14 protein-coding genes are annotated in these 13644 nt (G+C 46.8%); 4 read left to right on the forward strand and 10 right to left on the reverse strand.

Translation table 11 applies throughout. The annotated features are described in order from the left end of the window. Positions 1-32: 32 nt before the first annotated feature. The 9 genes from NC980_RS01210 to NC980_RS01250 form a co-directional block, all read right to left on the reverse strand. Complete coding sequence (locus NC980_RS01210; RefSeq protein WP_190378657.1) at positions 33-983, reverse strand: NAD-dependent epimerase/dehydratase family protein; 951 nt, start codon at positions 981-983, stop codon at positions 33-35. A gap of 71 nt (positions 984-1054) precedes the next feature. Further along, a complete protein-coding gene (locus tag NC980_RS01215; protein ID WP_190378658.1) occupies positions 1055-2098 on the reverse strand; it encodes an Npun_R2821/Npun_R2822 family protein in 1044 nt (347 codons plus the stop codon). 14 nt (positions 2099-2112) lie between these two features. Further along, positions 2113-2988, reverse strand: coding sequence for an Npun_R2821/Npun_R2822 family protein (locus NC980_RS01220; protein ID WP_190378659.1), 876 nt, complete (start codon positions 2986-2988; stop codon positions 2113-2115). Next, positions 2985-3944: an Npun_R2821/Npun_R2822 family protein gene (locus NC980_RS01225; RefSeq protein ID WP_190378660.1), complete on the reverse strand. Its 960-nt coding sequence runs from the start codon at positions 3942-3944 to the stop codon at positions 2985-2987. Before NC980_RS01225 ends, NC980_RS01220 begins: the two co-directional genes overlap by 4 nt. A gap of 2 nt (positions 3945-3946) precedes the next feature. Next, positions 3947-4912, reverse strand: a complete 966-nt coding sequence (locus NC980_RS01230) for a glycosyltransferase family 10 (protein WP_190378661.1) — start codon at positions 4910-4912, stop codon at positions 3947-3949. A 10-nt stretch (positions 4913-4922) separates the two neighbouring features. Continuing rightward, positions 4923-6725 carry an ABC transporter ATP-binding protein gene (locus tag NC980_RS01235; RefSeq protein ID WP_190378662.1) on the reverse strand — a complete coding sequence of 601 codons (1803 nt, stop codon included), beginning with the start codon at positions 6723-6725 and terminating at the stop codon, positions 4923-4925. 67 nt (positions 6726-6792) lie between these two features. Next, positions 6793-7947, reverse strand: coding sequence for a glycosyltransferase family 4 protein (locus tag NC980_RS01240; protein ID WP_190378663.1), 1155 nt, complete (start codon positions 7945-7947; stop codon positions 6793-6795). 69 nt (positions 7948-8016) lie between these two features. Further along, positions 8017-9306 (reverse strand): glycosyltransferase, encoded by a 1290-nt coding sequence (locus NC980_RS01245; protein ID WP_190378664.1) that lies wholly within the window; start codon positions 9304-9306, stop codon positions 8017-8019. Continuing rightward, positions 9303-9563: a hypothetical protein gene (locus NC980_RS01250; protein ID WP_347272906.1), complete on the reverse strand. Its 261-nt coding sequence runs from the start codon at positions 9561-9563 to the stop codon at positions 9303-9305. Before NC980_RS01250 ends, NC980_RS01245 begins: the two co-directional genes overlap by 4 nt. A 106-nt stretch (positions 9564-9669) precedes the next feature. Here NC980_RS01250 and gloB point away from each other — a divergent pair, with 106 nt between their 5' ends. After that, on the forward strand, positions 9670-10440 hold the full coding sequence (gene gloB / locus NC980_RS01255) for a hydroxyacylglutathione hydrolase (protein ID WP_190378665.1): 771 nt from the start codon (positions 9670-9672) through the stop codon (positions 10438-10440). Between the two features lies 1 nt (position 10441). Further along, complete coding sequence (locus tag NC980_RS01260; RefSeq protein WP_242027125.1) at positions 10442-10744, forward strand: protein tyrosine phosphatase family protein; 303 nt, start codon at positions 10442-10444, stop codon at positions 10742-10744. Positions 10745-10887: 143 nt separating this feature from the next. Here NC980_RS01260 and ribE read toward each other — a convergent pair whose 3' ends face one another. After that, positions 10888-11550 (reverse strand): riboflavin synthase, encoded by a 663-nt coding sequence (ribE, locus tag NC980_RS01265; RefSeq protein WP_190378666.1) that lies wholly within the window; start codon positions 11548-11550, stop codon positions 10888-10890. A gap of 382 nt (positions 11551-11932) precedes the next feature. On the opposite strand from ribE, the gene NC980_RS01270 reads away from it, so the two are divergent. Next, on the forward strand, positions 11933-12439 hold the full coding sequence (locus tag NC980_RS01270) for a bifunctional nuclease family protein (RefSeq protein WP_190378667.1): 507 nt from the start codon (positions 11933-11935) through the stop codon (positions 12437-12439). 11 nt (positions 12440-12450) lie between these two features. Continuing rightward, the gene (locus NC980_RS01275; protein ID WP_190378668.1) at positions 12451-13551 is read left to right on the forward strand and encodes an aldo/keto reductase; all 1101 of its coding nucleotides are present in this window, start codon (positions 12451-12453) and stop codon (positions 13549-13551) included. Positions 13552-13644: the final 93 nt, after the last annotated feature.

Raw genomic sequence — 13644 nt, forward strand, 5'->3', positions numbered from 1 at the left:
CAGTTGCTGGAGATCAAGCAGTACCAACTCGATTATTGATAGAGCGCTCGAATCCATTCCCATTCATATGTGAGTCCTTCTTTGAGTGCCACTTTGGGCTGATAGTTGAGAATCTGTTTGGCTTTAGAAACATCAGCCGAAGTGTGCCGCGCATCGCCGATCGCTGTCTCGATTTTTTCCTGGCGAATCGATCGACCAATAATCGCCTCCATCGTGGCAATCACATCGGTTAGTACTACGCGACTCCCACCGCCGATATTAAACACTTCTCCGACTGCCTCTGAAACCTCTGCTGCTGCGAGATTTGCCGCAATCACATCTGAAACAAAGGTAAAATCTCGCGTTTGCTGCCCATCGCCGTAAATCACGATCGCTTCATCCTGTAGAGCCGCTTTGAGAAACTTGTGAAACCCCATATCCGGGCGTTGTCGCTGACCGTACACCGTAAAATAGCGCAGCGCACAAGTCGGAACCCCAAAGTTTTGATAATACAGTCCGCAGAGTTGTTCTGCTGCAAGTTTAGTAATGCCGTAGGGTGAAACGGGCTGCGGACTGATCGTTTCGGCGGTGGGAAGGGTTTCCGCATTGCCATAGATCGAAGAACTCGAAGCGTAGATCAAGCGCCGGAGCCGTTTTGCAGATTTTGCCGCTTCTAAGAGAACTTGCGTGGCGTTGATGTTTTGCTCAGTGTAAGTGCGAAACCCTGCGCCCCAACTCGATCTCACTCCCGCCTGAGCCGCTTGATGATACACAACTTCTACATCGGTTAAAAGCGCCTTCCAGTCTAATTTCTGGATGTCCGCTTCGATTAGCTCAAAGTTGGGATGCGCTAAACTACGAGCAAGATTTTTCCACTTCAGCGCAGAATCGTAATAATCATTGAACTGATCGACTCCAATGACCCGATCTCCACGATCGAGCAATGCCTCGACTAAATGAGAGCCGATAAATCCTGCCGCTCCGGTCACTACGCTAAGGGTCATACTGGAAACCGATTCTTCACGCCTAAAGGGTTCATCTTACCCGATCGTGGGCTTCGGTTGAAAATGACGGTTTAACCGCGCAGTTTGTTCAGTTGATGTTTGAGTTTGCGGAATCGATGATTCAGGTTACTAATTTTCTGTTTACGGAATTTAGTGATCCGCGATCGAGCTTGGGTAAATGCGCTCGGAGATTTGAATTCTTGGGGTCGATCTTGTGAGAATTTGAGATAGCGATAGTGTAAAAATAAATCGCGATACGCAAGCGGAACATTTTCACCCTGACACAATCGTGTGAACACCGACGACGAAATACTCATGTAGTGGAGATACATCAGTCGTTTATCGTCGTCGTAAAGAATGTGGTTGCGATCGCTAAACTGAGACGACCAATGAGAACCTGTGGCGTTTTCTGGATCGTGATAGGCAAAGTTAAAGAACGAGATCTGATTACCCAATACGGTATAGTTCAACATCGGCTGATCCGAACCCCGCAGCGACATAAAATCAGCTTCACCTGCTTTCAAGCGCTCTAGAAACTGTTTCGCTTTCTCTTGGTTATAAACGCTCTTCTTTGAAGCAAAGAAGCCAGAACAAAAGATGTTTGCTCTCAGTTTTTCAAGGCTATATTGTTCCAGTAGTGCTTCTGAATCGGTGTTAAAAATTAAGCTTGCATCGGATAGATACTGATAGTCATTAACGATCCAATCATACTGATCCAGCTTTTCAAACACTGGATCAACTGATCCCATTAATAAGGTGTCTGCATCAATGTAGAGGAAGCGATCGAACTGTCCATCAAAGCAGCAGAATTTACGATGAAAGTTTGCCCGACGCATGGTAGGTCTACCTTGCTCTTTCCAGACTCGCTGTGCAGTCGGGTGAGATAACCAGGCTTGAGTGGCAAAGTCTTCCCAGAATGCGATCGATTCAGGCTGGTCAAACAGTGTGACGTTTTTGCGCCTTGCAATCTCAGCTTGAACTTTCTCTAGCTGATCATTAAACGGAATAATACAGACTGGAATGTCCCGTCCTGCATTGACTTCGATACTGTTCAACAGAGCGACAAGCTGATCGAACACCACATCGTTTGCAAAGGTATAGATTCCATCGACCATTGTTCGATCTCCTTTTAAGCTTTGAATGGTACGAGTCGCGCAAGTTTCCGCCAGAGCGCAGAACTCGGCTCATGTAAACATCGGTAGTGTTCCCATAAGTCCCAATACGGCGCACCCGGACGCATTGAAATTCCTGCCCAATGGAGATACTTCAGTCTTTGACCACGATCGTACAGAACATACTGTTGATTCTCAAAGTGCTTTGATCCTGCCCAACTTCCCGGAGCGTTTTCCGGTGGTTTGACTAAATTCATCCGCTTCTCAAAGCACTTCAGAATCAAATAATTCAGAATCGGCTGATCCGTGACACCTTGAGTAAAGTCAAAGTATTCGCGATGTTGGGCGCAATCTTTCAGCACATCATAGAGTTGATCCTCGGTGATCACTCCTTTGCGAGATCCCCAAAATCCACTGTTAAACACATCTTGTAGCTGTTCATCGGTAAAGATGCTGTCTTTAACTACAGGTGAAAAGATGTTTCTCAGGCCTTCACTAGAATAGTGATAGTCACAGCAGAAGAAATCACACTTTGATAGATGTTGCAGCGTTTCGGAGATCTGCTCAAACACAACAATATCTGTGTCAATGTAGAGAAATTCATCTAACACACCAAACCAGACTGCAAGCTTTCGCATTTTGTTTGGTAACTTGAGAAAGTCTCGATCGAAAATCTCTCCTACACGGCTGGTTAATCGCTCCAGTAGTTCTAAATCTGGAAACAATTGAACATTGTGCAATTGTTTCAGCGTTGAGAAAACATTCTCATACTCATCATTAAACGGAATCAAATAGATTAGAACATTTGGATCATACAGTCGAATACTATTGAGCAGTGCGATCGCGTTTTCGATCACTTTGTCATTTGCAACAATGTAAATTCCTCGTTTCATGCTCGTCTCAACTTTTGTAGAACTTTCTGAACAAAACTCGGCTGTGCCTTTGGCATCGGAGGTTCTGTGAAAACAGGTCGCTTTTCTGGCTCGTGCAGAAATCGATAGTGCAAAAACAAATCACGATATGGAAAAGCAACATTCTCACCGTGACAAGCTTTTTCCATGCGCTGTGGTTTTACCCCGATGTAGTGCAAGTATGTGAGGCGAAGTCCACGATCGTACAAAATATGTTCCTTGTCCTCAAAATGCTTTGAGGTGATTGAACAACCCGTCGATTTTCCAAACGGTAATAGATGCGCTAAATTACAGCTTTTGATGCCCGATTTCATCACTATGTAATTGATCACAGGTTGTTCACCTGCTCCACCGTAGAGAATCTCTCGATCGCCCTCTAACAACTGAGTAATCAGTGTTTCTCGCTGCTCTGCGTCAAAGAGTCCCCGTTTTGCAGCAAAGAAGCCTGAGCAAAAGATTTCTTTATCAACTCGCTCTTTCGGGAATACCTTGTACAGCTTTGGAGAATCAATGTTGTAGATCTTAGTGGGATCAAGAAATTGAAAGTCGTAAACGACCCAATCATGATCATTTAATTGCTCAAAGATACGATCCATTGAACTCATCGCCAATGTATCTGCATCCATGTAAATAAAGCGATCAAACGGTGCATCAAACGCACAAAACCGCCGATGTGCCCCATACAGTCGCATCTTCTGATCCAATCGCTCCGGTGCAATCCGTTGCATAAACTGATCCCAACGGTCGATCGAATCTTGGTCATCGTAAAGCATCACATTCGGACGGTTACGAATTTCAGCCCGAATTCGATCAAGCTGATCATCAAATGGATAAATGCAAACGGGAATATCGCAGCTAATATTGGCTTCAATGCTATTAAGCAAAGCGACTAACTGATCGAACACACGATCGTTTGCCAGAGTACAAATGCCATCCATAACTAAGAAACCCGCTCAACGTATTCAGAAAGCCAATTCATTAGATTAAGTTTGTGCAGAATGATTTGCCGAGCTTCCGCGATCGCGTCTTTTGCTTCATACCACGCATCCCGAGTCGCAGTCACTTCCTCAATGTATTTCCAGCCTTTTTCATCCATACTCGGCAATCGTAAAAAGCTCCCCGGAGGAAGTAATTTATCTGCGGCAGATCCACCGTAGTAAATTGGTAAGCACCACGCGAGCAGAGCATCCCAGAGCTTCTCAGTCACATACCAATCATTCTCGGCATAGTTCTCGATCGCTAAGTTGTAATAGTAAGGAGCCATACCGTACCATTTCCCATTAATTCGACCCGTTGTAACTGCCCAGTCCGGTAGATCTCGCCCATATAAGTCAAACTCCAGTCCGTTCTGCTGCAACAGTTTGAGAAATGCTAACCGCTTCAGATGATTCTCACTCCGACTAATGCCAGACGTAATCCAACTGCACTTACGAACCTTTTCAGGAGGCGGCATTTCATTTAGCTCCCGAAACGAATTGCCTAAGTACCAAATCGCAGGCATATAGTCGGGAACAGGTGCATAGTCATCAGGGCCAGAAACATAAGCACAGTATTGTTGTGCTTTCTCGTAGTTTGCTTTAGCAATATGTAAAATCTCATCGAGCGGGGGTTCTCGCAATAGATAAATCATTCGCTCTTTCGGAACACCTCGAAACTGTGGAGTCACATCCGGTAACGGAGCCGGACGTAATTGAGCGCGAACCTTTGATATTAATGTTTTTGGTGGTTTAGAACGAGGAAAATCGAACTGATACAACAACAAAAAATCTGGATTTGCAGCAGAGGCTTCAAGCTGAATGTTGCCCCAATGTCCAAACGGGTAAGGCGACTGTTGCCATAACCAATCGATCGGGCTAGGTTTCAACCCGACATAACTACTCACCATTCCAACTACTTTCTTCTTCATCGCCTTGTTCCTAAACAGTCTGAGCTTCTTCTGAAAACTGCATTGCATGAAGTTGGGCATACAATCCACCCTGCTTTAACAGTTCCGCATGGGTTCCCACTTCTACGACGCACCCTTTATCTAACACTGCAATCTGATCAGCTTTCTGCACGGTCGAGAGTCGGTGAGCAATCACCAAGGTTGTACGATCGCGGCTCAATTCATCGATGGCGCTCTGTACCAACCGCTCCGAGACTGTATCGAGTGCAGAAGTTGCTTCATCAAGAATGAGAATTTCTGGATCACGTAACAATGCTCTTGCGATCGCCAATCGTTGTCTTTGTCCGCCTGAAAGCATTACGCCGCGATCACCAATCAATGTATCAAACCCTTGAGGTAACTTAATGATGAACTCATAAGCATTGGCACGTTTTGCCGCTTCAATAATTTGCTCATCTGTAGCATCTTTGCGAGCATAAGCAAGATTGTTCCGAACGGAATCGTTAAACAAGAAAGTATCTTGACTGACAATGCCCATTGCTTGACGAAGAGAACGGATCTCGAAGTCTTTGAGGTCGCGATCGTCAATCAGAATCCGTCCAGCGGTTGGATCATAAAATCGCGGCAGCAAATCCGCTAAGGTTGATTTTCCCGCCCCCGATGATCCGACGAGCGCTAAAGTCGTTCCTTTAGGTAGCCAGAGATCAACTTGATTGAGCACTTGTCGATCGTGCCCCGGATAAGTGAATGCCAATTGCTCAAACCGAATTCCCGCAGTCATTCCCGTATAAGGAATGTGCCCTTTAGACATGAATGGCTTACCTTCGCGCCGCAAGAAGTCATTCACCACAGAAACACTCGGAGCCAGATTCGCAAATGAACTACGTGCATTATTCAGTTGCCCCACAAACGGCAACATCCGAAACAACACCAGCAGGTATGTCAACAACACCGCAGAAAGCGATTCTAGTTCGCCTCTAAAAAAGATTCGTCCTAGCAATAAAATCGCAATCACAATGGTTATTCCTGCCATCTCGTTGAGAGGTGGAATCAGCGCAGAATTGGCTTGAGAACTGAAATCAGCTTTTTCACGATAATCAATCAATCGTTCAATTTTTTGATACTCGTATGATTCGCTTCCGGTTGCTTTCACCAATCGAATTCCCGATAGCATTTCTAACACTGCGATCGAATAATCTCGCGACTGATCAGATAACTGTTGACCAAATCGTTTAGCACGTTTCACAAAAAAGCTATTGGAAAGAGAGACTGCTGCTAATAGAACAGTAGAGATTACAGTTAACTGCCAGGAAATCGATACAAGAATAATCAGGAACACAAAAATAGTAATCACCATAGACAGCATTTGAACCGCTGTCCGAATCGCTGTTGCAGTCGAACCAATCTCACCCCCTAACCGATTGATCAAGTCTCCAACTTTGGTTTTGATATAGAAATCAAAATCAACATCGAGCAATAACCGCAAGCCTTCCTTGCGAATGTCACTGACTAGCGATCGTGATAAATGCCCCGAAGACAAGGTGCTGACATAGCTCGTCACATTCTTGAGCAAAATCGCCAGCAGAATCAATCCCAACATCGACAGAAACTGCGACTCTCCGCCTGATGCAGCCATGCTCGAAAAGACCTTCTGCAAAATCGGTGGCGCACCTTTAAGGTTCACCTCCTCTCCTAATAACCCCAGCACAACCGGGATAATCAGCATCATACTCACGCCGTTAAACAACGCACCGGAAAATCCAAGCACGATCGTCAAGCCAATCCAGAGCGGACGACGGAGGGCAAATTGAAGCAGCAATCGATTTGGGGACATACGGAGCAGAGGATAACAATCTGAAGTTTTGGCAGGAAACTGCTTCTAGTTATCCCGATGCCTGCACTTAACTCACGCTTTGCAGAACATCCGCCAGAATTGGAGCCATCGCATCAACGCTATACTGCGCGATACAGCGCGATCGCAGCGCTTGACCTCGTTTTTCTGCTTCCTGCCAATCCTGAAAGATTTCGGCGATCGCATCCGCTAACTGATTCGGGGATTCTGGCTCAACAAGATAGCCTAAATTCCCCAAAATCTCTGGAATGTCTCCTACACGAGTTGCCAAGATCGGCTTTGCCATTGACATTCCTTCGGTGAGCTTGATCGGAAATTGCGCTTGAGCCGTGACCGTATCGCGCTGCGGGACAACCACCACATGAGCCGCCGCCACAATCTCCGGCATCTGCCAAAACGGAGCAGGTGGCAGTTTGACCACCCATTGTCCCCATCGATCGATTAACTGTCGATCGTAGTCATCATAGGGGCTTCCACCGACGATCACCAGTCTAAGATCCGGCTGGTTTAAGCGATCGAGTGCGATCAAAACCTCTTCTAATCCTTTATGCGGACGCGATGCCCCCGGAAACATCAGCACCCGGTACTGGGATAAGCCATATTTGCGCCGACTTTCCACTGGATCGAAGCGGGTTGGATCGAACATATCGGTATCTTTGCCATTGGGAAGATAGGTTCCACCAAACCGCTTTTGCAGAAAGTTCGTGTCGATCGTAATCGCATCCGCGTATCCGATCAGCCGTTCCATCCATTGCAGATAAAAGAAATGATCGGGCGATCGTAGCGCTCCATTCAGTTTCAAAATATCTCGCCCAAATTGCTTTAGGTTCGGTCGATAGCGCGTTTGGTCACCGCCTGTCCAACTCAATTCCCAGTCATCCACATCGAGCAACACAGGAACACGCGATTTTAACTTCTTTGAAAGTCCAACTCCAAAGCTTGAAGGCTTCGGCTTCACGGCATAAATCAAATCACCATCTATACGATCGAGCAATTGACCCACAGAACTAAAAAACTGCGGATAGTTACAGCCTGGTAAACAGACGATTGGCAAATCTGCGGGTGGTTCTGGATAGATTTTTTCACCAAATAGAAATCCGAGGATTTCGACTTCGTGATTTAGCTTTTTGAGAACTTGGGCGAGAAGATAGGCGCGATCGACTCCACCTTTAGAAAAGTTAGGCGTGAGAATAGAAACTTTCATACAAGAAAAAATGGGGAACGGAGGCGTATTCAACAGATGCAATTCCCCAATGCCCTGAGTATTCCCGCTTTAGTATTCCCGCTTTAAGTTTTGATAAAGCTTTAACATCCCGGCGGCGACCGCTTGCCGTGTTTTTACGGACTGAATACCTTGTCTCAGTTGAGCGATCGTTCCCGGATTTTCAGAAAGATAAGCGATCGCATTTGCCCAAGCCTTAACATCTTTTGCCGGAACTAACCAGCCATCTCTCCCATGCGTGACCAGTTCTGCAATTCCACCCAAATCTGAGCCGATTACAGGAGTTCCTACGGCAAACGATTCCAGTACGACGAGCGGGCCTGTTTCTAACCATTGTGAAGGAACTGCGAGCAGATCAAACCCTGCAATTGCGTCCATAATTTCCGATCGTGCTAACGGCGGCTTAATTTGAATGCGCGAATCTGATTGAGCGATCGCTAAAACTTTCTCGCGATTTGCTGCACCATGCTGGTCGGCGTGAGTTGCATAGATCACCAGTTCGACGGCTGTATTCGGGATTAGTTGAAGTGCTTGAGCAAGAATTTGAACTCCTTTCGTTTCTTGCCAACGACCGAGAAAGCCAATCCGAATTGGAGAATGGATCGATCGTTCTGTCGGTTTCCTTTCAACTAAAACCCCATGACGGCTCAAAACTAGCTTCGATTCCGGCACGCCATTCAGCACAAACGCATCATAAAGCCACTGGCAAACGACGACAATCCGATCGCTCGATTCTACCAATTGATCAAACTGTCGCTGATGCTGATGCACTTGGGCAGGAGTCGCGATCGTGGTTCCCAGTTGCCGCAATCGCACATCAGAGGAGTGACGCAAGCGATCGCGAAGGGAAAGCGTGAGCGAACTGGGGAGATGACTTAATGTTTTAGCTGCCCAAGTTGGAACTCGCTTAGATACCCCTAAACAAGCACTACACCGAGCGAGATCAATTTTTCCATTACAGGCAGAATGTCCCCCTTGCATCATCGTTCCTCGCAGGCAGGAAACATCGGGCATGTGAATTGTGACGATCGTTTTCATTCCCAATTCTTTTGCGCTCTGCAAATGAGGCAGACCACAGCCTGATCGCAAGGTGTGCTGATGATAGATTTCGCTTTTATTTTCAACAAGCCAAGCGCGAAACGCATCGAGATCCTGACTTGGATAGCGGTAGACCTCGATCGCGTTGTAATGCTCGATCGTCGGTTGATCCTGCGCTCTTGAGGCTGTCACTTTGCAATTCAAGCCGATCGCGCTCAAGTCCTCGACTAAGCCATTGAGATACACCTCAACGCCGCCAAACGAATCTGGCGGAAACCAAGCGCTCGCTTGAATCACATTCATAAAAGCGGCTTCCCTTCATCTACAAGCTTGATCTGACCCGATTGAATTTGATCAAAAATCTGATTGATTTGTCGGCGTTCTTCGGCAGTGAGGCGATGATTTGCAAGCAGCAGAGACGTAAGATGCAAATGCTCGTGACGATTTAGCTGGCGCTGTTCGAGAATCCGTTCAAGGATGCGCTGTGGCGGTTGGTTAAATCGATTTGGGGCTGCTTTCGCCATACGATCGTCATTGTTCAACAGAGAAATATCAAGCACAAGTGAGCCTAATAGCTAGATGAGGACTCGATCGACACCTGAGTAAAATCATCTACAGGTCTTAGTATTGACGACTTTAGAATCAAAATAGACATAAATTAGTCCTATGCAAATTTATCGAATTTCAGCACTCTCTGATAACTATATTTTCCTGTTGTACGATGAAGCGCGTCAGATTGCGGCAGTTATTGATCCAGCAGAAGCTCGCCCTGTCCTAAAAAAATTAGAAGAACTCAGTGCGACCTTAGTCACAATTTTCAACACGCATCATCATGGTGATCATGTCGGTGGCAATCGCGAACTGCTTGATCGCTTCCCTGATGCGATCGTTTATGCAGGAGTTCACGATCGCGGACGCATTCCCGGACAGCAAGTGGAATTAAACGCAGACGATCGAGTCAAGTTTGGCGATCGGACGGGTGAAGTGTTATTTGTTCCCGGACATACACGTGGACATATTGCTTACTATTTTCCCCCAATCGCAGATGAACCAGGAGAATTATTTTGCGGAGATACGTTATTTAGTGCGGGTTGTGGGCGATTGTTTGAAGGAACTCCGGCGCAAATGGTGGATTCGCTGAGCCAGATCAGATCGTTGCCTGACAATACACGGGTTTGGTGCGCTCATGAATACACATTGAGCAATTTGAAATTTGCGGTGACGGTCGATCGGCAAAATTCCGATTTACAAGCAAGATTTGCTCAGGTGCAAGCGGCTCGAAGTCGAAATGAAGCCACAATTCCAACACACCTCGGACTGGAGAAACGTACAAACCCATTTCTACGCTGGGATACGCCTGAGATTCAAAGGGAGATTGGTCATAGGACTGCGATCGAAACTTTCGCCGCGCTGCGTCAACAGAAGGAGCGATTCTAGAATGGAATCCATTCTAAATTTTGTGCAAATCAACGATCGACTCGCGACCGCAGGACAGCCGACCATCGAGCAATTCGCCGCAATTAAAAACGCAGGCTACAACGTGGTAATCAACCTTGCGCTTCCGACTTCGGAAGGTGCAATTCAGAACGAACGGGAAATTGTGGAATCGCTGGGAATGCAGTATTTCCACGTTCCGATAATTTGGGAAAACCCGACGCTCGACGATTTCAATCAGTTCTCGAATCTCATGCAAACACACTCTAGTCAATCGATCTTTGTGCATTGTGCAATGAATATGTGAGTGTCCGCCTTTGTCTATTTGTATCGTCGATCGCACGAAAATATCAGCGAGGAGCAAGCCAAGGCCGATCTAAACAAAATTTGGCAACCGAATTCAACTTGGCAGGCATTTCTTGACCAGTACAAACCGTCAGACAATCAAAATTAAAGATATCCGTGTTCTGCCAAAAATTCCACCGAAATTCGATCAGGCACTTCTGTCTCTGATCGACCCCCGCGCAGAAATTTCTCCACATACTTACCGAGAATATCGCCTTCTAAATTCACCCAATCTCCGGGTTTTAGCTCAGACAAATTCGTTTCAGCATAAGTATGAGGAATCACCGCTACCGTAAACCATGAGCCATCCGCCGCACAGTTTGCCATGGTGAGACTAATGCCATTCACCGAAATGCTTCCTTTCGGAAGAATGTATCGTGCGACCTGTTTGCTTTCCGTCTTAAACCGAACTTCCCAGGAAGTTGCAGTTGGAACCGCCGATTCAAACGCGCCAATACCATCCACATGACCGGTAACAAAATGCCCACCTACCTTGCTTCCAACCCGCAGCGAGGTCTCTAAATTTACCACTTTTGCCCCCCCTGCCGATCGTTCCAATGTGGTGCGGCTCACCGTCTCCGGAGACACATCCGCCACAAATCCATCGCTCAAAATCTCAGCCACGGTTAAACACACGCCATCCACCGCGACACTATCGCCGATCGCTAAATCCTGCAAAATCATGCCGACTCGCGCACCTGAGATCCTGACCTGTTCAGGACTCAAGATCGCCAAATGTCCCACCGTTTGAATCAGTCCTGTAAACACAAATACTATCCTTCTTGCAAAACAATAATAGTTCGGGAGCGATCGTCCCCGTGTGATTTTGCTTCTGTGACTAGGATTGCGGAATTGTTGAAATCTGCTCCTTTAGACAGGTTACAGTCTAAAATCACAATACAGTTTCGTGCTAATTTAATTTCCGCCTCAGAAAAATTGATGAAATTGGGAAGTCTTCTTTATTTTGTCAAATTTTGAAGTGGATGATTTAGGATCAAGTTCAAAGACTAGGGCATTGTAAAACGGCATTGCTCGACCCTTATTCCGCTCCCGGATGCGATCGGGTACGTTTTTTGACCTAATGTTTGTTTATTTTGTCTGTTCACTTCTCCACCCTATACTGTGCTTCCGGAGTTCTAGAGGCTACACCATGATTGAAATGAAGGTTGCGGGCATTGCGTTAGACGCGCAGACTCGAAGCCCGATCGTATTGCTCAAAGACGCAACCGATCGACGAGCGCTTCCAATTTACATCGGTCAAGATCAGGCTAAGGCAATTATTAGCGTTCTCGAAGGTCAAGTCCCGCCGCGACCCCTGACCCACGATCTGATCGTGAACTTCCTGGAAGCGTGGCAAATGACCGTGGAAAAAGTGATTATCCATTCCCTACAGGATAATACCTTTTATGCGGTGCTAATTGTGGCGCAGGGAGAAGCACGGCGCGAGGTTGATTCACGTCCGAGTGATGCGATCGCAATTGCTCTCCGCACGAATAGCCCCATCTGGGTGATGGAAGAAGTCGTGGCGGATGCGTCAATTCCAGTGGATCGCGATGCAGACGAAGCAGAACGACGCGCCTTCCGGGAGTTTTTGTCAAATCTTAGCCCGGATGAACTGATCCAGCGCGGACGGTTTAGCAGTGGGGAAGCCCAGTAAACATTCCGCTCATGCAGTATCGCCGCTTCGGTCAGACGAATTTGTTTTATTCGATGTTTTCGCTGGGGACGATGCGCTGTCTGTCGTCTCCCCAAGTGATGGAACAAACGGTTCAACGAGCGATCGAGTTTGGGATTAATCACATTGAGACGGCGCGGGGATACGGCAAAAGCGAGGAATTTTTGGGGATGGCGTTGCAGGCTGTCGCGCGTGACTCTCTTTTTCTAACGACAAAGCTTCCACCCAGTTTAGATGCCGCACAAACCGCTCGCCTGATCGATGAGTCTCTAGAGCGGCTTCAGGTAAGTTCTATCAATAGCATTGCGATTCACGGCTTAAATACCTGGGAACATCTCGACTGGGTTAAAGCTGAGACGGGCTGCATGAAAGCGATTCAAGAGGCGATCGCAGATGGGCGAGTGCGGCATATTGGCTTTTCGACACATGGCTCGCTCGATTTGATTTTGGCAACGATCGAAACCAGTTTATTTGAGTTCGTCAATTTGCATTATTCGTTTTTCTTTCAGCGAAATGCTCCTGCGATCGAGCTTGCTCATCAGAAAGATATGGGCGTTTTCATTATTTCGCCTGCGGATAAAGCTGGAATGCTACACACGCCGCCACAAACATTAATCGATCTCTGTGCGCCATTCTCACCGCTTGAGTTGAATTATCGATTTTTATTGAGCGATTCTCGAATTACCACTCTGAGTGTAGGAGCCGCGAAGCCTGAAGAATTAGATTTGCCGGACTTAGAGAAAGATTTGAGCATCGAGGAAGCAATCGATCGCCTGCAAGCGAGAACAGCGATCGACCTCAATCAGTGCAGCCAGTGTTATCAGTGTTTACCTTGTCCCGAATCGATCCATATTCCTGAAGTGCTGCGCTTGCGAAATCTAGCAACAGCCTACGATATGACCGGTTTTGGTGAGTACCGCTATCGAATGTTTGAGAATGCGGGGCACTGGTTTCCGGGAAACAAAGCAAATCGCTGTACGGATTGCGGCGATTGTTTACCGAGATGTCCGGAAGAGTTAGACATTCCGAAATTATTACGGGAGACGCACGATCGCTTAAATGGCAACCCTGGGCGGCGATTGTGGCAGGATTAGACTGAAGAGAGCGACAAACCGTGACATTGTGCAAGGCTGAGGTTTGTATAGAAGAGCCTAAAGCCTCAATTTGTCCATAAAAAACGGGCAGAG

The sequence above is a fragment of the Leptolyngbya sp. AS-A5 genome, from assembly GCF_039962495.1.
GTDB lineage: Bacteria > Cyanobacteriota > Cyanobacteriia > Leptolyngbyales > Leptolyngbyaceae > Leptolyngbya.

What these genes read in the sequence shown, in the direction of transcription:
- NC980_RS01210 (WP_190378657.1), bottom strand. Translation starts at nt 983, where the DNA reads ATGACCCTTAGCGTAGTGACCGGAGCGGCAGGATTTATCGGCTCTCAT.
- NC980_RS01215 (WP_190378658.1), bottom strand. Translation starts at nt 2,098, where the DNA reads ATGGTCGATGGAATCTATACCTTTGCAAACGATGTGGTGTTCGATCAG.
- NC980_RS01220 (WP_190378659.1), bottom strand. Translation starts at nt 2,988, where the DNA reads ATGAAACGAGGAATTTACATTGTTGCAAATGACAAAGTGATCGAAAAC.
- NC980_RS01225 (WP_190378660.1), bottom strand. Translation starts at nt 3,944, where the DNA reads ATGGATGGCATTTGTACTCTGGCAAACGATCGTGTGTTCGATCAGTTA.
- NC980_RS01230 (WP_190378661.1), bottom strand. Translation starts at nt 4,912, where the DNA reads ATGAAGAAGAAAGTAGTTGGAATGGTGAGTAGTTATGTCGGGTTGAAA.
- NC980_RS01235 (WP_190378662.1), bottom strand. Translation starts at nt 6,725, where the DNA reads ATGTCCCCAAATCGATTGCTGCTTCAATTTGCCCTCCGTCGTCCGCTC.
- NC980_RS01240 (WP_190378663.1), bottom strand. Translation starts at nt 7,947, where the DNA reads ATGAAAGTTTCTATTCTCACGCCTAACTTTTCTAAAGGTGGAGTCGAT.
- NC980_RS01245 (WP_190378664.1), bottom strand. Translation starts at nt 9,306, where the DNA reads ATGAATGTGATTCAAGCGAGCGCTTGGTTTCCGCCAGATTCGTTTGGC.
- gloB (WP_190378665.1), top strand. Translation starts at nt 9,670, where the DNA reads ATGCAAATTTATCGAATTTCAGCACTCTCTGATAACTATATTTTCCTG.
- NC980_RS01260 (WP_242027125.1), top strand. Translation starts at nt 10,442, where the DNA reads ATGGAATCCATTCTAAATTTTGTGCAAATCAACGATCGACTCGCGACC.
- NC980_RS01270 (WP_190378667.1), top strand. Translation starts at nt 11,933, where the DNA reads ATGATTGAAATGAAGGTTGCGGGCATTGCGTTAGACGCGCAGACTCGA.
- NC980_RS01275 (WP_190378668.1), top strand. Translation starts at nt 12,451, where the DNA reads ATGCAGTATCGCCGCTTCGGTCAGACGAATTTGTTTTATTCGATGTTT.